Genomic DNA, 20,388 nt, shown 5'->3' with positions numbered 1-20,388 from the left:
TTAGTTTAAGAATTCATAAATAAATACAAATCGGAGTATCCCATGTTCCGCAGAACTAAGATCGTTACTACTCTTGGCCCAGCGACTGATCGCGATGATAACCTTCGCAAAATCATTAACAAAGGCGCTAATGTTGTCCGTTTAAACTTTTCTCACGGCTCGCCAGAAGATCACTTAGAACGTGCTAACCAAGTAAGAAGTATCGCGAAAGAATTAGGTAAGCAAGTTGCTATATTAGGTGATTTACAAGGCCCAAAAATCCGTGTATCTACATTTAAAGACAATAAGAAGGTTCAATTAGACTTAGGTAAATCATTTATCTTAGATGCTGAACTTGAAAAAGGTCTTGGCGACGAAAACCAAGTTGGTATCGACTACAAGCAACTTCCTGAAGATGTAAGCATCGGCGATATTTTAATGCTTGATGATGGTCGTGTTCAGCTGCGTGTTGAAAAAGTTGAAGGCCGTAAAGTTCACACTACAGTGACAGTTGCTGGTCCTCTTTCAAACAACAAAGGCATTAACAAACAAGGTGGTGGTCTTTCTGCTGCTGCACTTACTGATAAAGATAAAGCTGACATTATTACCGCAGCTGCAATCAAAGTTGATTACTTAGCCGTTTCTTTCCCGCGTACTGGTGCTGATCTTGATTATGCTCGTAGCTTAGCGAAAGAAGCTGGTCACGAACCAATGATCGTGGCAAAAGTTGAACGCGCTGAAGCTGTTGCTACAGATGAAGCAATGGATGATGTCATTAAAGCATCTGATGTTGTTATGGTTGCTCGTGGTGACTTAGGTGTTGAAATTGGTGATGCTGCACTTGTAGCGGTTCAAAAGAAACTTATCCTTCGTTCTCGTCAATTGAATAAAGTAGTTATTACTGCAACTCAAATGATGGAAACGATGATCACAAGCCCAATGCCTACTCGTGCTGAAGTTATGGACGTTGCAAACGCTGTTTTAGATGGCACTGACGCTGTAATGCTTTCTGCAGAAACTGCTGCTGGAGACTTCCCTGAAGAAACTGTTATTGCAATGGGTAATGTCTGTGTAGGTGCTGAAGAACATCCTAGCATTCGTGCTTCTAAACACCGTTTAGATCAAGAGTTCACAACCATTGAAGAAACAATAGCACTTTCTACAATGTACGCTGCGAACCATTTGAAGGGCATAAAAGCGATTATTGCACTAACTGAGTCAGGTGAAACAGCTAAGCTTATGTCTCGCATTAGTTCTGCACTGCCTATTTTCGGTTTATCTCGTCATCAACCATCTCTTGCAAAAATGGCACTTTACCGTGGCGTAATGCCAATTGAGTTCGACTCAACCAAATATGCAGCTGATCAACTAGCTAAAAATGCTGTCGAAGAGCTTAAAGCAACAGGTTACCTAAACTCAGGTGATATGGTGCTTATGACTAAAGGTGATGCAATGGAAACAGTAGGCGGCACGAATACTTGTAAAGTACTTGTTGTAGCTTAGTAGCCATCCCTTTATAAAAGGTGTGGGTATTCAATACCTGCACTTTTTCTATGCCTGAATTTAAGATTAGTAATCAACGATGAATAAAAACGGTTTCACTCTCATCGAATTAATTGCAGTTATTGTGCTAACCGGAGCTTTATTTAACTTACCTGTCTTAAGCTTATACTCAAAACGCCACATAAAAAATATTTCTGAGGTCATTTATAATCAATAAAGATACGATGTTCAGTTCGTACCTCTATTGTTTTAGGCTAGCTTTTTAGACTGTGTACAAATGCTGAACACTTTGTACATAAATATCCTGTAAGTTTTCTTGTTCGTGTATAAATTGATCAGCTGCATCATGAGTTGCAGTTGGATTATCTGCAATGAGTTGCTTATGTTCGTCATAGCTCATTGTCGTATGAATCTCTTCATGTTCAATAAACCCTCGACTTGCTCCTGCATCAAGTTGTGCTAGACGCCCAGTTATTACAGGCTGATCACTTTTAAACTCAACACCGTAGCTATCTTTGTATTCTGAGATGTGATTGGCAGCGACTTTCTGCAACACTTTAATGTGCTTCATACACTTGGTGAATTCCGAATCACTGATAGCCTGATCTTCAGCAACCAATAATTTAGCAAAACGATATGGATGAGCAACAAAACCAGAACCAACAGCTAATGATGCGATAATCGGCGTTGTGATCACTGATGTCTGAAACCATTCTGAAAATTGTTTATGATCTTGCACTAAACTGCCTGGGCTGGTTCGGTTCAACCATGCCTCTTTAGCTTTCTTCAGTACTTTGCCTAATCTCGAACGCTGAATAATGTAATCAATCATACTGGCAATTCGAGTCAAAATACCTGTAACAAGCCCGATAATTGTCCCAGTTCCAGAAGTCGCATCTCCCACCGCTTTCAAACCAATTGTAGTGGTGGTAATTGCTAAGCCACCCACCGCTTTTGCTGCACCAATGCCTGAATGTCTAGAAAGCGCTTTAGCAATAACAGAAGGATGGCCACCCAGTAATTCAACGCCATGACCGGACCATAATTGCTCAATAAATTCTTTTGATTTCAGAATACCACCACGAAGACCGTCATAAAGATCGACAAAATTATTCACATAGCCGAGACCAGGAACAACATCCGCCAATGACCCTGCAAATTCTGAAACTAGCCAAGTCCCCATTTCAGTAACCCACTCAAGTCCGTGCAGTGCGTCTCCGTAGGTAAGTCGAATTTTATCAAGCATCTTCTGAAAAAACTCGGCAATCATTTGTTTAAACTTATCAATTTGCTCGCTTACCTTTCCAAGGCCTGATGAGACTGCTTTGCCGACCTTAGATTCTTTAAATAATTCGGCTTTAGCGCCGATCCCACTTTTAAGCTTTCTTCCTGCTTGGGTAAAGTTAAGAAGGTACTGACAGCCATCTTTAATATCACTTAAGGGAGTAACGCCACTGACAAAGGTTCCAAATAAATCAGTATTGAAGGATGCGGCTTTCTCGACCTCCAAATTGCCTAAAAAATAAACTACCCCAAGACGGGCATCTTCAATTTCTTGCTGCTGAATACCAATCGCCGTATTACTCGTTTTGCCAAATACTTTATCGGCAAAATGTCTGATTTTTCTTTTACTAATTTTGACTCTTTTCATGCGCTTACTCCCCATGCGATTGATATTGATACCTCATCAATCGAAACAACACTACAATGCGAATTATTTTAATAAATCAATATTTCAACAAAAATCTAATTTATTGGATGATTATTCAATAACTAATCACAATTTAACCTTGTCATAAACTCAACTTTACTAGAATCCTTGATAAGGAACTTTTATTTATTTATAACGACCGATTTATTGGCACTTTTAATTCATTTTTCTCTAGATTTATAAAATATAAATATATTAACCTCGAAGCTGATATAAAATAAATTTAGTTAAAGCCTATTATAAATAACACACTTTCCCTCTCAACCTTCTGACTAAGCTCACATTTATACATGCACAATAATAGTTTTAAACGTAAAAGAAATTAGACCAGAAAGATATATAAATAAAGCAAAAACTCCATTAATCAGAGGTCAAAGAAATATTATACGCATCACATTGAATTAACTAAACTTATTAAATTTAGAATAATTAATCAAAATGAGATAACTTTTTTATATATTTATATTGATAATTTATATAGAAAATAAATTCTATGAACTTTAAAAGCGATTGAACAAATACTCTATACTCATGTTTATCATCCCTACCCACAAAAACAATAGACATAAAAAAACCACCGAAGAAAGTCGGTGGTTTTTTTTATGTTTTTTCGATTGTTCTTTTTATTTTTCAAACATATCGCTAAAAAGGCTAGTCAAAAGCTACTTCATCATCAACTTCAATTGGTAGAGAGTCAATTACGTCATCTTTAACTTGATAATAAGCACTTTCATAATCATGTAGGTCCATAACTAACTCCAACTTTTTTGGTAACAGTTTTGTAGGGTAACAGAGGTATGTCTTCTTCAAAATGAATTGTCTTGATAGAAACATAACCTTATTGCACCGTATCGTGCGGGATGCATGTTACCAAAAAAGCCCTCGATAGTTACATAAAACTTTCAGAAATGTTTGTTTTGAATTTCAAACCAATCAAGCAAACAAAGGTTTCAGCCTTAAAGATGTAACTCAAACAGAAAGTCTTTCAGAATTTTTGTAATGAAGTACTTTCAAAGCTCTATCGCTATCGACATCAATGAATGCATCTGGATTGTCTAAACGAGCGATAAATTCGAGCTGAGGGACCATTTCATTTACTTGCTCTTTTAAGTAACTTTCATCTAATTCAGGAGCGTTCAAACATAACAGTAACTCACAATTATTTGTCATCAATTCCGGTAATCTCTTCAATAATCGAGAATAATCTTTTGTTGCGATAAATGAGCCTTTTTGATTACTTGGAGGATCAGCAATGATCATATCGTAAGGTCCATTCTTTTTCAGTTTACCCCACGATTTAAAAATATCGTGTCCAAGGAAGCTTGCATTCCCCTCTAGACCATTTAAATGGTGGTTTTGCTTACCGATTGATAATGCTCCTTTGCTCATGTCAATGTTGACCACTTTTTCAGCGTGACCCAATAATGCGACCACGGAAAAACCACAGGTATAAGCAAACAGATTTAATACTTTCTTGCCTTGGGCATTTTGTTTTACCCAGTTTCTACCGTTCGACATATCAAGGAATAAACCGTGGTTCTGCCCTTTAAGCAGATGAATAAGATATTGAGCGCCATGCTCAGTAACCATATGCTTTTCTGGAACTTCACCTTCAATAACTTCAGTCTTTGTTCCCAAACCGGAGCGATATTGAAATACAAGATTTAATGGTTCATTACTGAGTGTTTGCCACCTATCTTTTATTGCAGAAACAGCAATATTTAAATCTTCATCTGTTAGCGTTTTAAAACTCGTAAGAAGTAGGACAGGAGAAAACCAGTCCAAACATAAATGTTCACATTGTGGATAAGCGCCGCCACGACCATGGAAAAGTCTAATGGCATCTTGGGTTAACCCCATACCAGAAACAACATTGAGAAAAGCCTGCATTTTAGGAAAAGTCTAATTGCGAAAAAATGCAGGCATTATAGGTAGCTGCCAGTAAATATTCTAACGTTTTTTGTTACTCATGCTCATTACTCTATTGTGCTCAAAAAACAAGTACATCTAGCCGCTAAAGAGCATTATGTTACGCTTTGCGCAATGCTCGACTATTGAAGCAATGCCCAACTCCAGTCATCGGCAAAACATTTTGTTATTCCGATTTATCTTCTACTACTTCAGTTGTCACTTTATCATCAACATCATCAGCCAATAAATAAGCAAGCCAATTACCGCTTTCGCTCGATTCAAGGCCTATTTTGACGATCATTGTCAAAGGAACCGATAACAACATACCAACAGAGCCCAACAACCAACCCCAAAAAATTAAAGATAAGAAGACGACTAAAGTCGATAAACCAAGTCCTTTCCCCATAAATCTAGGTTCGATGATGTTACCCATGACCATATTGGTCGCCAAATAAAGCGCTGCAGTACCACCAGCCGCTGTTGGGCCAAGTTGAATTAATGCCAACGAAACCGCAGGAATGGCGGCGATAATAGACCCAATGTTAGGTATATAATTAAATAGAAATGCAACTACACCCCACAATAATGCGTAATCCACGCCAATGATTGAAAGGCCGATACCCACGACCAGACCCGTTGCCAAACTCACTAAGGTCTTAATCACCATATATTGATTCACTGACTGTAAAAAGCGATCAATCTGTTTGATGCGCATTTCAGGATCATCAAGAGCAAAGTGCAACTTTGTGGGGAATGAATCAGCTTCAAATAGCATAAAGACGACAGTCAATATGATTAAAAACACATTCGCCATAACATTCCCAACACCTGAGAGCATATTTGTTGTCATCGACAATGCTACTCCAGGATCAAAGTAGTTAAGTACTTGTTGCTTGGATATTTGAATATTAAAACTTTGAAGTCTATCTATTACCCAGGTAAATTGCTGAACAAGCTGCTCTCGGTATTGAGGTAATTGATCTGAAAATTCATTAACTGAACTTCCGACAATGCTTGTAAGCCACATTCCCATCATGACAATAAACACAACCAGCACGATAACAGAGAGCCATTTTGGAACCCGATATCTTGACATCAATTTAATTGCAGGATTACAGATAACTGCAATAAAAATTGATAACACAAAAGGTACAACAATCGAACTTGCAGCTTTTATTCCTGCAAGCACAATAACTAAACATGCAAGAATGATAAAACTCTTAACTGCAGTAGTATTTTGATCAAACCGTGGCATAGACACTTCCCTGAATTAATTTGCTTGATGATCTTATCTTGCTCTTTTTCAGTATGCAAAATAAAAAGCCAACTATAATTTGCTTAAAAAATAAGGAATTTACTTTTGGCTTTAAATTATTGTAGGATTAAAGCAATGAAAATACTCATCACCGGTGGCACTGGCTTTATAGGACGACAACTCGTCCCTCTGTTAAGTACTCAGCATAAAATTACAGTTTTGAGTAGAGATACTAAAAAAGCGATTGACGTTTTGGGCGAAATACCAAGAATCATTAACACACTCGATGAATTTAATCATCTCGATCACTTCGACGTAGTCATTAATCTTGCTGGAGAACCGATCTTAGGCAAACGTTGGACGGAGCAACAAAAACAACAACTTTGTCAAAGCAGATGGGAGATAACATCAAAGCTAAGTCAATTGATTTCCAAAAGTGAAAAGCCACCAGCTTGTTTTATTAGCGCTTCTGCAATAGGATATTACGGCACTCAATCTTCGTCTCCGGTAGACGAATCTGCTCGGCCTAATAATGAATTCACTCATCAGTTATGCCAAGAGTGGGAAAGGTTAGCCCTTTTATCACAGTCTGAATCAACCCGAGTTTGTATCATTCGAATTGGAATTGTATTGGATGCAAACGGGGGGGCCCTATCAAAAATGCTACCTCCGTTTAAGCTCGGCTTGGGGGGACCAATTGCTAGTGGCAAACAAGGTATGAGTTGGATACACCTTCGTGATTTAATCAGGGTTATTCAGTACTTAATCTCAGAGTCAACGTTTAAGGGATGTTTTAATGCTACAGCCCCAAACCCTGTCAGCAATCTTGCTTTCAGCAAGGCGCTAGCGAAACACCTAAAACGACCGGCAATCTTACCGATGCCGAGCCTTGTGTTAAACCTTGCTATGGGAGAGATGAGCAAGTTACTCACTGAAGGACAATTTGTAATACCACAAAGGCTCATTGATACTGGGTTTGAGTTTAACTACCCAACCATTGATAGAGCCTTCAAACAAATTACAGGCTCCCGCTAAAGTAATACAATTTTAGCGAGGATCAATAATGGGGACTTTATGCCACATAATTTTGTCGTAAATCCAATTTACTCTTTTGCTGTCGTTTTACTTTGCTTGATTGTCGGTCAAACATTAAACTCCAAAGTCTCATTTTTAGATAAATACAATATTCCCTCGGCAATTACAGGTGGTATTGTCGCTGCAAGTATCATCACTATTCTTCATTTTTTTAATTTCAATATCAGTATGGATGTTCCATTACAAGAGACATTTATGTTGATGTTTTTTGCTTCTGTAGGACTTAATGCTAATTTTCACAAAATATTATCTGGCGGAAAAAGTATCGGTCTATTTCTGCTCTTAACGACTGTATTTCTTATTTTGCAAGATGGTGTGGGAGTAGGTTTAGCCAAATTACTTAACCTCGATCCAATATACGGTTTGGTGGCAGGTTCAATCACGCTATCTGGTGGTCATGGTACAGCAGTAGCTTGGGCTGATGTATTTCAAGATCGATATGGTATCGATACGTTAGAATTGGGGTTAGCTGCGGCTACTTTTGGTTTAGTTGCAGGAGGACTCATTGGTGGTCCTCTTGCTCATAAAAGAATATCCAGCTTTAATCTCCAACCCAAAGATTTGGAGCTAGAAGATGATATTGAAACATCCAAAAACGAAGTAAGCCCAACAAGTACACTTTATTCAGTATTCTTACTCTTCTTGTGTGTTATCAGCGCAACTTACTTAAAAGATGCTGTTGAAGCATTAGATATTGACTGGTTGAATTTACCTAAGTTTGTTTTTGCTTTATTTAGCGGCATAATCATTACCAGCCTTTTGGAACTGAAACCCAAATATCGATTCTCTGAACACTCAATGGATTTCGTCGCAGAAATCAGTTTATCTCTATTTCTGTCAATGGCTTTAGTTAACCTTCAACTGTGGAAAGTTTTTAATCTTGCTCTGCCACTGTTGATTATTTTAGCAGTCCAAACAGTAATAATGGCCATTTTTGCTTACTGGATAACATTTAAAGTCATGGGGTCAGATTACGATGCCGCTGTTATTTTAGGCGGACAGTGCGGCTTTGGTTTAGGCTCTACACCTACCGCGGTAACCATTATGAACTCTGTCGTTTCTCATCATGGCATATCAAAAAAAGCATTCTTAGTTATTCCTATTGCAGGTGCTTTTTTTAACGATCTTATTAATCTTTTTGTCATTGAAGGCTACTTACACTTTTTTAGATAGTGTTGTTGATTAATACTGTATTTAAGCCACTTGTTTCCGCTTTCTTGGTAACAAGATTCAAAAGTCATCCCAAGTTTTTTTATTAAAGCATGGGATGCTTGATTATCTTCCATAGCTCTTGCAACGATATCGTTTAAAGCAAACCTCTTAAACCCTAATCGTAAACACAAATCTGCAGCTTCTGACGCATAACCCTGCCCCCAGAATGCTCGTTTAATCCTAAAGCCGATATCCACGTCTTCTGTTATGTGACACTTCCTAAGACCACAAAAACCGATATATTGATCGTTTTCTTTTAAATATACAGACCAGCGACCAAACCCATTTTCATCATAGTGTTGGTAATTATCAATAAATCGCATTACTTCGAACTTGTCGCTAAACGGGCTATCACCAGTGTATTTCAGAACAATAGGATCATTATTTAATTCAAAGAAGCCATTAACATCATTTTTTGAAAACTCTCTCAACTCCAGTCTTTTTGATTCTGCAATAATCATGTTGGCCTTTTAGGTTGCTTTAAGAGCACAGGTGATGAAAATGAATTAAATAGGTTAATGAAGTATATCGAGAGTGGTTGATGATATATACCCATATTTAGAGTTATATTAACGTTTAAACTTTAACAAGTGACCTCTAACGGACTCAAAAGAAGCATCATCAGAATGAAAATCCTCTGAAGTACAATCAAAACCATGATTATGCATATGCTTGATTAACTTACCTTTGTGCCCTCTTCTCGGATCAACAAGAATAACTTCACTGTTGGCTTCAGTATGCTTATTAATAAATTGAGCTAATGCTTCAATTGAAAATTCATCGTAGAGTACATCACTGCCAATGATCACGTCGAACTTACCGAATTCATGATGATTGTCCGTCCAGTCTGCTCGATAATACTTGAGAGTATTCAAGCCATTAAGTTTGATATTACGATCTAAAAACTCCGAAACGGCTGGATGATAATCTGAAGCGGTTATATCTGCTTTACGCTTATTTAATAAAAGGCTGGTAAGCCCTATTCCACAACCTATTTCCAAAATCCGTTTATTTTTTATTTCGTAATCTTGCATAAAATCAGCCAATACGATACTTGAAGGCCAAACAATGCCAAAAAGAGGCCATGAAGCTGAAGAAATGCCGAGTTTATCAGCTTCTCCATCTGGATCATGAAATTGATTTCTATCACGTAAAGTACACAGATGAATATCTGTGTTATTAAACTCAAGGGTTTGGTAGCGCAATCTGAGAGCAGCCATACATTATATGTATAGCATATAAATTGGAAATCACTTAACAATATCAATGATGTACCTGATCAAGAATGTCTAAAATTTTCAGTTAATTTTGCGCCATTGAAAAAATTTTTCATCAGCAATAGCCAACATCTCATTGTCTTCGTCTGTATCACCATAAGCGTATATCGTATTGAAGTCGCTTACATTGAGCAGCGCATTAATTCTATTGACCTTTTCATGACGACTGCAATCCGCACCGAAGTAATTACCTGTTAAGATTCCGTTTTTTACTTCAAGTTTTGAACATAATAATTCTAAATCGTGTTGCTCACACCAGTGAGTTAGGTAGGGGTTAATGGACGCTGAAACGACAACTATCCTATCAGCGTTGTCTTTGTGCCATTGGATTCGCTCTATAGCTTCTTGGCGAAGTACTGTCGAAATATAATGATCAGCAAACCTTTTTCCTTCTTCAAACACCTCTGTTTCGTTTCGACCTTTAAATACAAAATGAGCGACTTTTGGTCGAGCTTTATGTGCAGGGATGAGACCGAGTTTATACCCTACTATTATGGGAGCCAAAGCTAACTTCCCAATAATTTTTCGCCTTTTAGGGGTAGTTTGTTTAATAAACTCAGTAAACGTATCAGCTGTGGTTATGGTGCCATCGAAATCAAATAGAGCTAAATTCATTCTTGTATCGCAACGGTTTTTTCATTTGAAATACAAGCTAAATAAAGTCATAGAAAATGTAAATACTTGAAGTTTTTTCCCGAATTGAAGTAGAGATTTTATTTACGACAAAACAAATGACAATGCTAGCAAAAACTTTGTAAAACATAATGACCGCAATAGAAAGTAATTCACTGGAATTCAATTTTATTATGTACATCATCAATGGGATACAAACAAAGCTGACGAAACATTCGGCCACAAAACAAGAAAGAAAATAACTGCAAAAACCAGCGACCTTTCCCTTCATAAGAGCGAACAATTTAAAATTGATAAATACGGCAATGGACACAACTATTAGAGTAATAATAATCAATCCCCAAACCAACTCCCTATCGATGTATTTATGGTCGTCATAAGAGTTGATAAAACTAAACCCACTTACTGTGAGCCCTAAAAAAATCAAAATGCCACATCTAATAAGGACGCTTACACCGAATCGTTTACCAAAGATACTGTAAGCTAGGTTGTTCAAGGCAAAGACGAAAGGAAACAATAAAAGACCACTAGAGAAAAATGCAATTCTGTTTGAGATAAACAAGGGTTCAAAATCGAAAAATAGAAATGATGCCGCCAATGCACAACATAAGCATATGAAGCTTATGGAGACTTTTGCAATTAAAGAATCTTTTGCTCTTCTTTGTTGATAATTAACTTCGCTTTGTGATTGAGGCGTTTTCATAATGACTCACTAAAGGTAATGAGCTTTTATTTTATTGAAATAGATAAACTTTGCTTAGAGTTATAAGGCACTTTATCAGCTTGAGTTCAAAAAATTTAAAATCTATCCTAAATAAAAAACCCCAAACTTGTGCTTATCCAAATCACGAAAATACGCTGCATACACACCTTGCTTTCTTTCGCTGGGTTTTCCATCACAAGTGCCTCCTAACGCTAACGCAGTTGCATAAATCTCATCGACCATGCTTCGAGAGTCAGCTTTTAATCCAATCATATTGCCGTTACCACTCGAAGCGGCTTTTCCATTATGAGGAATGCAAACCGCAATACCTACAGGAAATTCCTTGGCTTTCCAAAGTATTGCTCGGTCTGTCCTTTGGCACAATTGCGCCTCAAAGTGGGTCAATAATTCATTATAGAAACGCTCTGCTTTGGCTAAATCATCGGTACCCAGTAAAACATTACTTATCATTATCGCTCCCTAATACTTATGCTCTACTAGCCATGGCGGATTCAACCTGTTTTCACCCGCCCAATAAAGTTTATGAAGTTGTATCTCTAGGGTGATTGATACCGTCGACAATAGGTATTTCACCTAACTCATATGGATTAACGCCCTTAATGCAAGCTACATTAATACCAAACAAATGAGGATTAGGTCGGCGTTGATGGTGCGTATAAAAACCACATTTAGATAGAGCAAAAAAGAGCTGAGCTGTATGAGTATTGAAATGATACAAGGTGAAGTACTCATCGCCTGCTGTGATTTTTAAATTAGCCAGTGGAACAGAAGCAACAATCGCCCCTCTTCTGCTGCACATAGAACAGTTGCATCGGCGAAGCTCTTCTAAACCATTGGGTAAGTAAAGCGACAAGTTAACTTCGCCACAATGGCAGAGTGCAGTATGAGTATGTTTGAATTCCATTTACTTACACTTTATATCCAAATGATGCTTTAACTTAATAAAATATAAAGAAATGTAAAGTACTCATTTTCAAAAATCACTGTTATCACCTTACCTTAAAATAGTGAGGTTGTTGTGATACCTTAGGGTTATGTTTGCTGTAACCACGGAAAAATAATGAAAGCTGGCATTTGCTCTGCCATTGAAGATTTACCTTGTCATTATGGTGCCGTGGCGACAGAGTTTGGCACAGGGCAAGTAGTGTGACTTAAAAAGGGCTCAGTTTTGGAAGCAATAAGAGCTTCGTGTACATTCCCTAGCTTATTTAATCCTGTACTTCATGAAGGCCGATGGTTGCTAGATGGAGGTCTCGTGAACCCTGCACCTGTATCGCTCTGCCGAGCTTTTGGTGCCGATGTCGTCATTGCTGTCGATTTAAATACACAACTTGTAGGGCGCCATGCACTCTTTGAAACTCCAGAACAAAAAACGGCTGATAAAGATGAAAAGCGCGACCTCGGAAAAATTGAAATTGTAAAAAATTGGCTGACACCCAGTTTAACTAAAAACAAAGATGAGCATCCTGGGTTACTGGATGTCATTACCGCTTCAATTAATATCATGCAGGACCGAATCACGCATAGCCGCATGGCTGACGATCCACCTGATATTTTGCTATCGCCCAGAGTCAACGACATTGGTATGTTAGACTTCGGCCACGCACAAGAAGCGATAGATGAAGGTGTGATAGTGACTCAAAATACACAGAAAAGAATCCTAGACTTATGCGGTGTAAAAGAAGAAGTTCATGATTACGAGATCTCATAAATTTAATTGTCTTGTAATAATGGTCATTGATAGTTTCGACAAAGAAACAACTTACTGAGGTAAACATGGAAACGCTACTAACATGGCTAGATGCCAATTCAGAGACCCTTTGGGATTTATCCGCAAAAATTCTTATTGCTTTTATTATTTTATTTGTAGGATACAAACTGGCTAAATATCTTAAGAAAAAAGTCATTAAATACAATGAAAAAAAGAAAATAGATGCCGCTATCAGTATTTTTTTAGCTGACATTGTTTTCGCAGGTATCATCGTTTTAAGTTTTATTAGCGCTCTGTCTAACTTGGGCGTGCAAACATCGACTTTTATTACAGTAATCGGTGCCTCTGGTTTAGCCATTGCGTTAGCACTTAAAAGCTCTTTATCAAATTTAGCTTCTGGCGTTTTAATCTCGGTATTACGCCCTTTTAAAGCTGGTCACTACATTGAGGCTGCAGGTAAAGCTGGCACCATCAGAAAAATTGAATTGTTTTATACAGAGCTCAATACTCCTGATAATAAGATTGTGCTTATCCCCAACTCACAAATTTGGGGCTCTCCTATCGTGAACTACTCAAAAGAAGTCACTCGAAGAGTTGATTTAGTGATTGGGATTAGCTATGACAGTGACTTACTTGAAGCTAAAGACTTACTCATTCAAATCATCAATGCTGATAATAGAATTTTACAGGAGCCTGAATTCAAAGTGGCAGTATCAGAACTTGCTGATTCAAGTATAAATTTTGTTGTCAGACCTTGGGTTAATGCAGACGATTACTGGAATGTTCGCTATGAATTACTTGAAACGATAAAGCTAGAATTTGATAAAGCAGAAATCAGTATTCCATTCCCACAAATGGATGTTAATTTAAAAAAAGAGAGTTAGTAATTCAATCTGAAAGACTTAGTAGAACGACATATCAAAACGTTTAACAGTGCAGCCTTTGAAAAATTGCTGGGAGTGATATGGGATAATTGTTGGTGGAAAGAATGAAATAAGAAATTAAAAGAAGAGTGTGTCCGATTGGAGAACACACTCAAAGAACAACTAATTAGCCTTCAATACCTTTACTGGTAAGGAACTCATCATAAGAACCTTTAAAGTCAGTTACACCTTTTGACGTCATTTCCAAAACTCGGTTGGCGAGTGATGAAACGAATGCACGGTCATGACACACAAACAGCAATGTACCTTCATACATCTCAAGCGCATTGTTCAGTGATTCAATCGACTCCATATCCATGTGATATGAAACCCATTTTAAAATTATCATTTAAACTCAACAACTTATGTTGTTGAGTTTAATTTTTTAAAATATTAGGTACACATATAGGTACACAAGTCGAAAATGTCTAGCAAATAATCAGGCTTATTTTAGAGAAAATGATCAAACCAATCGTGATGCCAATTTTTTATATACAGCTTCTTTGTCACGCTTTCCAACTGCTAACACGTAAACGATGATATCTTCATCAATGACTTCGTAAGCAAGCCTGTACCCTGCAGTTCTCAGTTTAATTTTATAAACTGATTCGTAACCTTTTAATTTAGAAGATGGCACATGTGGGTTTTCTAGGCGCTCTTTAAGTTTTTTCTTAAACTGGCTTTGAATGGGTACCGCAAGTTTATTCCATTCTTTTTGTGCTGCAGGTAAAAACTTTAATTTATAAGTCATCAATATTGACTTCCACAGCGTCAGAAAGATCAACTCTACGTTCATCAACGAGCTTTGATAACTCGTAATCATCTAACATATCCATCAAAAACTCATACGTCTCTGCTGGAACTAAGTAAGCTGCAGGTTTATTGTGATTCAAAATAGCAATTGCTGAACCATCTGCTTCATTTAATAAAGCAGTTGGATTTTTTTTCAATTCAGAAATACTTGCGGAACAGTCAGCTAATACTTGTCTCATATACGCACCAAAATGAGGGCTAAATTTAGACCTTATTTTAGCACTTTAATACATAAGGACAACTGAAAAATATTTGATTCATGAAATTTTAATACAGCAGAACCTAATCTATCGCTTTAGATCTTAAAATATTTAGAGCTTGCTCAGCATCGCCTTTTTGAGCTCTTAGGCTGAAGCGTAAAAATGCATCTCTTTCTGCCAAGGCTATCGTCACAAGTTCATCGATTACTTTATTAACACTTAAGTTTTGCTCTGATGCTAGGGCTGAGAGCTTGTCACGTTTCTCATCTGTCGTACGGTATGTAATTGTTGCCATATTTAAACAACCTCTTTCAAAAATTCTTCAGGTGTTCTCACCTTAAAATTGAACTTCAAATCCCCAGAGAGAGGAGCTTTGGTATTTTGAGTTATGATAAACTCAGCATTACTCGCAACAGCCAAGTCAATCAAGTGATTAGATCACAAATACCCTACTCCAATCTCATTCAATTTTGATTTAAAGGTCGACTCTTTGTTTTTAGGAATAATGAGCTGTAAAGCTTCAAATGGCTGACATAACTTCGAAAGCGCTTTGTCTTTAGTTATCAATTCAAAGATCTCTTTATTTTTACACTTAAAAATAATGGCTTCTGACTGAAGTTTTACACCATCGATGTTTTTTGCGAGCTGTTGAAATAATTGTTCACAATCTTCAGGTAAAAAAGGTTGTGACTCTCGTTCTAGCAAAAACTCTGTCAGCTCTTTTATATCACTACCAGCTTGCAATGCTTGCACGATATTTTTCCGCTCTAGCTGCCAAACATCATCATCAATTTGCTTGGCATAAAGAGATAAAAATTGAACTTCCCAAGGCTCAAGTGCACTATTACAAGTGATCTTTCCCCTTCTTTTAACGGTTAATGAAGTTTTACTCTGTGGAATATTACTGCCGTCATAAGATGGCATTTTACCAAGTACATAAGCACCAAGCTCTGTCAGTTTGAAATACCTTAGACCTTGATAACGATGCAAGCAGTCCAAATCAACCGTTCCCCAATAATCATCATTGCTGTCTGATATTTGAGATAAATCGTACATGACTACATCGATTACCCCCAGTGTTGCCATATATTCGACAAGTAAACACTTTAAGTAACTTTCTTCGATAATATCCCAGCCACCATTATACAAACCGCCATAATGCGCATCGTAAATATATAAATGCTCTGGCGCATCGGTAACTTGAATATCTCTGCCAGTCGCCAAAATAAATCTGGAAAATTCATCAAATGAAACCCACTGATTTACTTCACATTCAAGTAAAGCTTCAATCACGTTGAGTCGACGATCTACAGCATCAGAAAAATATCTTTTCGCTTTGCCTTTTTGACCTTTGATTACATCAATTCGATTAAATTCTTCATCTTTACTTTTATAACACCAATCATCCCAAATTGATTTTATCGTTTCCGCTGTGGATTTCGCTTGTTGTTTTGAAGGAATTAACGAGGCTTGAGCTTTGGCAAAGCGACTATTAGCAAGTAATCTTATCCAGCCATATGCAAGAATATGTTCCTCTCCTTTTACTTCATCCAGATCCGAAGCAGAGTAGTATTCTGACAATTTAGCAGACAGTTTTTTTAAAGCACCAGCGGTAGGTACTCCAGTCTTGTCACTGACTTTAAGCTCTTTATTATTCAGTGATGTCAGCATCGTATTGAGATCAGAGAAAGCACTCTGCTCTCGATTATGCATTGTATAATGTTCTTCTAATGGCTCTGAAAAATCGACAGTCGCTATTTTTTCTGCTTTGGGTGCAGGAACAAACTGCTTTAATTGTTCAATCAAAGTTTGGTGAATTAAGCTCTGCCCATATCGCTCTTGTGGGTAGAAAAACACCTGATAGGCATTAATTTCTTTTTCATAACCGTATAATGACTTGCTTGGAGGCTTACCGGGAAATGCGCCATATTTTGCCTTAAAACGTATTGCATCAATCATGCCCTGAAAGTTGTATATGACTTCCTGTATAAGGATCTTTTCAAGCTCTGGCATATTCTCCCAATAGTTTTTTAAAACCATTGGTGCCATTAACCCTTTTTCTAGCTCTACAGCAATATCAGCTTTACGGGTCATAGAAGGACTTTTTGAGAAATATTTTTTATAACGAACTTTAAGGCTATCAGCATTAGCCATGATCAATGAGTCAATTAACTTCATTTGGAAATTGCAGTGTGGAGTTGATGACAGTACTTTACTGACTCCAATGGATTAATCAATGAATTTAGTTATTCTGCTCTACCGCTCTATACATACAGCTAGCATAATAAAAAGTTATTTAGCAAACACCCAACACTTAACTGACAAAGGCTTATGATTTGTCATCGAATTTTTGTTGTATTCAGCATTTACCGCACTATTTACTGATTTTTGTCCTAAGAACTTATGCGTAACACCAGCCTTTAATAATCGTTTTAATTCAAGAAGTGGTGGCACTCTTTGCTTACGTTCAGTTGCCAGTTCGATAAAATGATTAAAATTAATGGCGATTAAATTTGAATCTCTCGCATGATTTAAGGTATGTATTCCTTCACTTTCGATAAAATCGTAAACGTCCCAAAATTCTTGAACATAAGGATGATCAGAATTGATGGCTTGCTGACGTTCTTTAGCCATCGAAAAAATGTGCTGCTTAGTTAATGTTCTTTGTTCATCTGATAAAGATGCGACAATTGACAAAGCATCCACTAAAGAACAAATTTGGGCGTGATTTAATATCACACGGATATGACAAACATCAGCCTCATCGGCAAGTTGTTGCTCATAAACTTTAGTTCGATTAAGAATAGTTTCTACAATACATTGCTCTTTTAATAACGATTTCACCATAAAGCCACTGACTTGTTCAGTAGGCACTTTGCCAAGCCAATCCGCTGCTGACTTTGATTGCGCATTGTGGTGCTTTCTATCCGTTTTGAGGTGAACAATCCGCTGTAAAATTGCATCTGAAGCTTGTACATCAGCATTTTGAGCTATCACAATGCTGCCGCGAAACGGTGGTTCACAGGTATCGTTACCCGCATTTTTTAGCCCTTTCGTTCTAATACTTCTGCCATTGTAAGCCGTTTTTAATTCATCCCAATCAAACCGTTTCTGTTTAGCATCTTTGCCATCGCCCCGATCTCCCTCAATTAATACCACAGGTAAATTGCTCAACTGAGCAAAATTTCGAGTTCGACCGCTTAATGTCGATTTGCTGGGATCAAAGCCTTCATAATCTCGCCGTCCAAATAGCTTCCACAAAAACTCTAGTAACGTAGACTTACCCGTTCCCGGTTCACCAACAATTTCTAAAAACGGGTAACTTTTTTGTTTATCACGTATTTGCTGTACAAATAAACTACCAAACCAGAACGCTAGTGCCACAATGCCTTTTTCACCAAAAGCTTGCCAAAGATATTCCAGCCACTGCTGGTCATATTGTTTTTCATCAATTTCCATTGTTAACTCCAACCTTTGAATAGTCTTAATACTGAGTTTTTCAATATCGAAAAAATCTTCATCATTTAAGTGATATATGCTGCCATTTGTTACCGCTACTTTATTGAATACATAACATTGCTGCTCCTTGACATACCCTACATAGTCAATGGTATTAACACGTTTAATGTTGAAAATTTTAGGCGCAAGAAATCGATTGAGCTGATAGGTTTTACCTTCAAAAATTGCGCCCGGTGCAACAGAAAGCAAACGATTTTTGAACTCAGAAGCTGAGCCTAATTGTTTACCTGTAAAGGTATTTTTAACCGCTGAATTGTTGTGAGGAAAGTCTATTTTTAAGTAGTACCAGCTTTCATTGGTCAGCTTATTTTCTTGGAAGTATAACGGTTGAGGATGACACTTCATCAACTCTTGAACATTGCTTGCCTCAGCAATTGTTCTCACCTGCTGCAGGTGATCATTTCCACCACCAACGTCAGCACCAATCTCTTTTTCTAACTTCTTTATATCAAGAGCAAACCAATATATAACCTGCTCAAATTCAAACGGGAAAGACAACTGAGCCGTTTTTTGATAAACAAGCGCCCCTTTTTCTATTGCAGTCTTAGCAAGCAATAGTTGACCATAATAACGGTATTCTTTTATGTGCTCTCTGGTTAAACGGTTCCTCTGGAGTAAATCATTCCAGTCAAGTTTAAGACTTTGTTCAGGAGGCAGTGCAGCACTAGCCTTCCAACCAAGGGCACGAGCTTTATTAACGAACTTTTTGGCAAATGACTCACCTGCTTTACCTCTATCGAACGCAAAAATAAGTGCAGGCTTAGACTTAGCACGCTCAACTAACATAGATAATTCTTTGTATGGAAAATTGTTGCAACTCATCACACTGACTGCGTTTATTCCGACTTGGAGTAATGCTATCGCATCAAAAATGCCTTCTGTAAGCCACAACTCACCATGTGATTTATCCACACTAAAATCAGGAGGTTGCCACCAATGGCCTTGGTATTTACCTGAAAAATAAGCTTTCATGTTGCCAAAGCGTTCAGGTTTATCAATGAACCGCTCCCATGTGCTGCCATTACTCAAAACAAACTTAACTGTAGCTGTACCAATTTTTTTGTCATTGCAATAATAAGCACCTTGTTGATACCAAGATTTTAGTTTCGAATTATCAAACCCTCTGGCTAACTCCATATATGCTTCTGCAGCAGCGTTTGGGTTAATCACCTGTCCAGTTGTTTGAACGATCTCAGTTTTGAATCTATCACTCCAACAAGAAAACAAATCAGTATAGAGTTCTTTGATATGAGCTTCATAGGCGCACTTATTTAAGCGTCCACAACGGATAATCCAAGGGTTTTGTTTGCTGGTATAGAGTTCACGCTCTGAACAATTAGGGCAAATACCTTGTTGTAAAAAATCAGAATTTTGTTTTTTGAAATCAAAGTCTGATAACAAACGCCTAAGAATTTCTTGCTGTAGTTGGGAGCGCATAATGCAAGCCCTACAGTTTGTGGCGCATAAAAGCCTCAACCATTTTGATATGATAACGCCCACCACGCAATTTACCGTTGCGTCTAACTCTCATATGAGGCTGAGGAAAACGCTTATCTTTACGCCAACGCCACAGGGTGGATTCACAAATTCCTAAGTATTCAGAAAGTTCACGTTGGGTATACCAAGTTTGTTCAAGCTTAGTTCCAGTTTTCATAACGCACTCCAACTTTAAAAACCATAAGAGTTCGTCCCTGTAATTATGTCCATGACAGCTCTGTGTTTACGCCGATTAAAAATGTAAAACGATGCAAACAAATACAAATATACAAAATATGTTGTATTTATTTCTGTTTATGCCGACAAATAACAAATCAATCAAATTAATATTGATTAAACTTGTTTAATGATTGATTGGATTTATTGCTAACAAGGTGAGATGTTTAGAGATAACAGGCTTTTCTTAAAGCAAGTACAACAAAGTT

The 20,388-nt window shown here is 37.4% G+C and carries 21 protein-coding genes and 1 pseudogene; 6 read left to right on the top strand and 16 right to left on the bottom strand.

The features are described 5' to 3' along the window. The first annotated feature begins 42 nt into the window (after nucleotides 1–42). Together pyk and JQC92_RS23115 are read left to right on the top strand one after the other, a co-directional pair. The gene (gene pyk, locus JQC92_RS01800; RefSeq protein WP_204998040.1) at nucleotides 43–1,482 is read left to right on the top strand and encodes a pyruvate kinase; all 1,440 of its coding nucleotides are present in this window, start codon (nucleotides 43–45) and stop codon (nucleotides 1,480–1,482) included. A 79-nt stretch (nucleotides 1,483–1,561) separates the two neighbouring features. Then, nucleotides 1,562–1,699 (top strand): type II secretion system protein, encoded by a 138-nt coding sequence (locus JQC92_RS23115; RefSeq protein ID WP_204998039.1) that lies wholly within the window; start codon nucleotides 1,562–1,564, stop codon nucleotides 1,697–1,699. Nucleotides 1,700–1,744: 45 nt separating this feature from the next. Here JQC92_RS23115 and JQC92_RS01790 read toward each other — a convergent pair whose 3' ends face one another. The 3 genes from JQC92_RS01790 to JQC92_RS01780 form a co-directional block, all read right to left on the bottom strand. Continuing rightward, nucleotides 1,745–3,133, bottom strand: coding sequence for a hypothetical protein (locus JQC92_RS01790; protein WP_204998038.1), 1,389 nt, complete (start codon nucleotides 3,131–3,133; stop codon nucleotides 1,745–1,747). A 1,029-nt stretch (nucleotides 3,134–4,162) separates the two neighbouring features. Continuing rightward, a complete protein-coding gene (locus tag JQC92_RS01785; protein ID WP_204998037.1) occupies nucleotides 4,163–5,083 on the bottom strand; it encodes a class I SAM-dependent methyltransferase in 921 nt (306 codons plus the stop codon). A 205-nt stretch (nucleotides 5,084–5,288) separates the two neighbouring features. Then, complete coding sequence (locus JQC92_RS01780; RefSeq protein WP_204998036.1) at nucleotides 5,289–6,359, bottom strand: AI-2E family transporter; 1,071 nt, start codon at nucleotides 6,357–6,359, stop codon at nucleotides 5,289–5,291. A 135-nt stretch (nucleotides 6,360–6,494) separates the two neighbouring features. Here JQC92_RS01780 and JQC92_RS01775 point away from each other — a divergent pair, with 135 nt between their 5' ends. Together JQC92_RS01775 and gltS are read left to right on the top strand one after the other, a co-directional pair. After that, nucleotides 6,495–7,394 carry a TIGR01777 family oxidoreductase gene (locus tag JQC92_RS01775; RefSeq protein WP_204998035.1) on the top strand — a complete coding sequence of 300 codons (900 nt, stop codon included), beginning with the start codon at nucleotides 6,495–6,497 and terminating at the stop codon, nucleotides 7,392–7,394. Between the two features lie 39 nt (nucleotides 7,395–7,433). After that, on the top strand, nucleotides 7,434–8,627 hold the full coding sequence (gltS, locus tag JQC92_RS01770) for a sodium/glutamate symporter (RefSeq protein ID WP_204998034.1): 1,194 nt from the start codon (nucleotides 7,434–7,436) through the stop codon (nucleotides 8,625–8,627). Here gltS and JQC92_RS01765 read toward each other — a convergent pair. The 6 genes from JQC92_RS01765 to JQC92_RS01740 form a co-directional block, all read right to left on the bottom strand. Beyond that, entirely contained in the window at nucleotides 8,606–9,127 is a 522-nt protein-coding gene (locus JQC92_RS01765) for a GNAT family N-acetyltransferase (RefSeq protein WP_204998033.1), read from the bottom strand. The two genes, gltS and JQC92_RS01765, sit on opposite strands and share 22 nt — an antisense overlap. Before the next feature lie 108 nt (nucleotides 9,128–9,235). Continuing rightward, nucleotides 9,236–9,886, bottom strand: coding sequence for a class I SAM-dependent methyltransferase (locus tag JQC92_RS01760; RefSeq protein WP_204998032.1), 651 nt, complete (start codon nucleotides 9,884–9,886; stop codon nucleotides 9,236–9,238). Between the two features lie 78 nt (nucleotides 9,887–9,964). Beyond that, nucleotides 9,965–10,558 (bottom strand): HAD family hydrolase, encoded by a 594-nt coding sequence (locus JQC92_RS01755; RefSeq protein ID WP_204998031.1) that lies wholly within the window; start codon nucleotides 10,556–10,558, stop codon nucleotides 9,965–9,967. A gap of 37 nt (nucleotides 10,559–10,595) precedes the next feature. Next, a complete protein-coding gene (locus tag JQC92_RS01750) occupies nucleotides 10,596–11,279 on the bottom strand; it encodes a hypothetical protein (RefSeq protein WP_204998030.1) in 684 nt (227 codons plus the stop codon). Between the two features lie 102 nt (nucleotides 11,280–11,381). After that, nucleotides 11,382–11,750, bottom strand: a complete 369-nt coding sequence (locus JQC92_RS01745) for a VOC family protein (RefSeq protein ID WP_204998029.1) — start codon at nucleotides 11,748–11,750, stop codon at nucleotides 11,382–11,384. A 70-nt stretch (nucleotides 11,751–11,820) separates the two neighbouring features. After that, nucleotides 11,821–12,204: a GFA family protein gene (locus JQC92_RS01740; protein WP_204998028.1), complete on the bottom strand. Its 384-nt coding sequence runs from the start codon at nucleotides 12,202–12,204 to the stop codon at nucleotides 11,821–11,823. A 264-nt stretch (nucleotides 12,205–12,468) separates the two neighbouring features. On the opposite strand from JQC92_RS01740, the gene JQC92_RS01735 reads away from it, so the two are divergent. Together JQC92_RS01735 and JQC92_RS01730 are read left to right on the top strand one after the other, a co-directional pair. After that, the gene (locus tag JQC92_RS01735) at nucleotides 12,469–13,011 is read left to right on the top strand and encodes a patatin-like phospholipase family protein (RefSeq protein ID WP_204998027.1); all 543 of its coding nucleotides are present in this window, start codon (nucleotides 12,469–12,471) and stop codon (nucleotides 13,009–13,011) included. A 65-nt stretch (nucleotides 13,012–13,076) separates the two neighbouring features. Continuing rightward, nucleotides 13,077–13,895: a mechanosensitive ion channel domain-containing protein gene (locus tag JQC92_RS01730; RefSeq protein WP_204998026.1), complete on the top strand. Its 819-nt coding sequence runs from the start codon at nucleotides 13,077–13,079 to the stop codon at nucleotides 13,893–13,895. A gap of 166 nt (nucleotides 13,896–14,061) precedes the next feature. On the opposite strand, the pseudogene JQC92_RS01725 reads toward JQC92_RS01730, so the two are convergent. The 7 genes and pseudogenes from JQC92_RS01725 to JQC92_RS01695 all read right to left on the bottom strand — a co-directional run. Continuing rightward, nucleotides 14,062–14,259 (bottom strand): annotated as a pseudogene (locus tag JQC92_RS01725) (ABC-F family ATPase); the annotation flags it as partial. A gap of 138 nt (nucleotides 14,260–14,397) precedes the next feature. After that, a complete protein-coding gene (locus tag JQC92_RS01720; protein WP_204998025.1) occupies nucleotides 14,398–14,685 on the bottom strand; it encodes a type II toxin-antitoxin system RelE family toxin in 288 nt (95 codons plus the stop codon). Further along, complete coding sequence (locus tag JQC92_RS01715; RefSeq protein ID WP_204998024.1) at nucleotides 14,675–14,926, bottom strand: type II toxin-antitoxin system Phd/YefM family antitoxin; 252 nt, start codon at nucleotides 14,924–14,926, stop codon at nucleotides 14,675–14,677. The genes JQC92_RS01720 and JQC92_RS01715 overlap by 11 nt, the downstream gene beginning before the upstream one ends. Nucleotides 14,927–15,029: 103 nt before the next feature. After that, on the bottom strand, nucleotides 15,030–15,242 hold the full coding sequence (locus JQC92_RS01710) for a hypothetical protein (protein WP_204998023.1): 213 nt from the start codon (nucleotides 15,240–15,242) through the stop codon (nucleotides 15,030–15,032). A 143-nt stretch (nucleotides 15,243–15,385) separates the two neighbouring features. Then, on the bottom strand, nucleotides 15,386–17,125 hold the full coding sequence (locus JQC92_RS01705) for a hypothetical protein (RefSeq protein ID WP_204998022.1): 1,740 nt from the start codon (nucleotides 17,123–17,125) through the stop codon (nucleotides 15,386–15,388). Nucleotides 17,126–17,239: 114 nt separating this feature from the next. Continuing rightward, on the bottom strand, nucleotides 17,240–19,903 hold the full coding sequence (locus tag JQC92_RS01700; protein ID WP_204998021.1) for a toprim domain-containing protein: 2,664 nt from the start codon (nucleotides 19,901–19,903) through the stop codon (nucleotides 17,240–17,242). 10 nt (nucleotides 19,904–19,913) lie between these two features. Next, nucleotides 19,914–20,120, bottom strand: coding sequence for a helix-turn-helix transcriptional regulator (locus JQC92_RS01695; RefSeq protein WP_204998020.1), 207 nt, complete (start codon nucleotides 20,118–20,120; stop codon nucleotides 19,914–19,916). Between the last annotated feature and the right edge of the window lie 268 nt (nucleotides 20,121–20,388).

Origin of the sequence: Parashewanella hymeniacidonis, assembly GCF_016900895.1 — a bacterium.
Lineage (GTDB): Bacteria > Pseudomonadota > Gammaproteobacteria > Enterobacterales > Shewanellaceae > Parashewanella > Parashewanella hymeniacidonis.
Note: the sequence above shows the minus strand (reverse complement) of the source record. Positions and strands in the feature narration are given on the sequence as shown.